Below are 796 nucleotides of genomic sequence, written 5' to 3'. Positions count from 1 at the left end.
GACGACCGAAAACGCCGCGAGCCAGTCCGGCGTGTTGGCCAAGGATTGGGACGCGAAGCAGTTGCAGAAGGAAGTCGACGCGCAGATCGCCATCACGCAGGAATTCAGCAGGCAGGCGCCGAAGGCGATCGCCAAGTTCGCCGACGAGCAGCGCGCGGCCATCCTGGCCCAGGGCGGCACTGAGGAGGAAGCCAACAAGTGGGGCGAGGGTGGTGTTTACCGCGTCGCCTTGCACGCGGTGAGTGGTGGACTGACCGGTGGCCTGGCTGGCGCGGCCGGATCGGCCGCGGTGGCGAGCGGCGCCAAGTTGCTGAACACCATGCAAGATGAAGTCGAGCTGGCTTTGCGGCAGCAAGGGCTGAGTGCCGACGCGGCAAAGATGCTGGCGCAAGGGTTGGCGGAGGCGACGTCGCTGAGCATCGGGGCGGTTGCCGGCGGCGGTGCCGGTGCGGCGGCGGCGCTCGGGACGGATACCAATAATCGGCAGTTGCATCCGAACGAAGCCAAGCTGATCAAAGACAATGCGGCCAGGTACGCAGCACGCCAGAAAATCAGCGTCGAGCAAGCGGAGGCTGAATTGGCGCAGCAGGCAATGCGGCAAACCGATTCGGCGTGGGCGGTGCGTCTGGGCTCGAACAACAGCGCAGCGCGTGCCTTTTTGGAGGAGATAGCTCCCGGCGGAACCATGACGGACGCGCTCACGGGCCAAAAGTTCGCGTTGTTTACAGCTGACGCCGCCACGCGCGATAATCACGCGATGTTTGGCCAGTACGTCAAGACGGATCCCAACATTAAG

1 pseudogene is annotated in these 796 nt (G+C 64.3%); it reads left to right on the top strand.

From position 1 onward, the window contains the following. Positions 1–796, top strand: a pseudogene (locus H7U20_RS19645) (hypothetical protein); the annotation flags it as partial.

Origin of the sequence: Rugamonas violacea, from assembly GCF_016461825.1 — a bacterium.
Lineage (GTDB): Bacteria > Pseudomonadota > Gammaproteobacteria > Burkholderiales > Burkholderiaceae_D > Rugamonas.
This window is presented reverse-complemented; position numbering and strand designations above follow the sequence as displayed.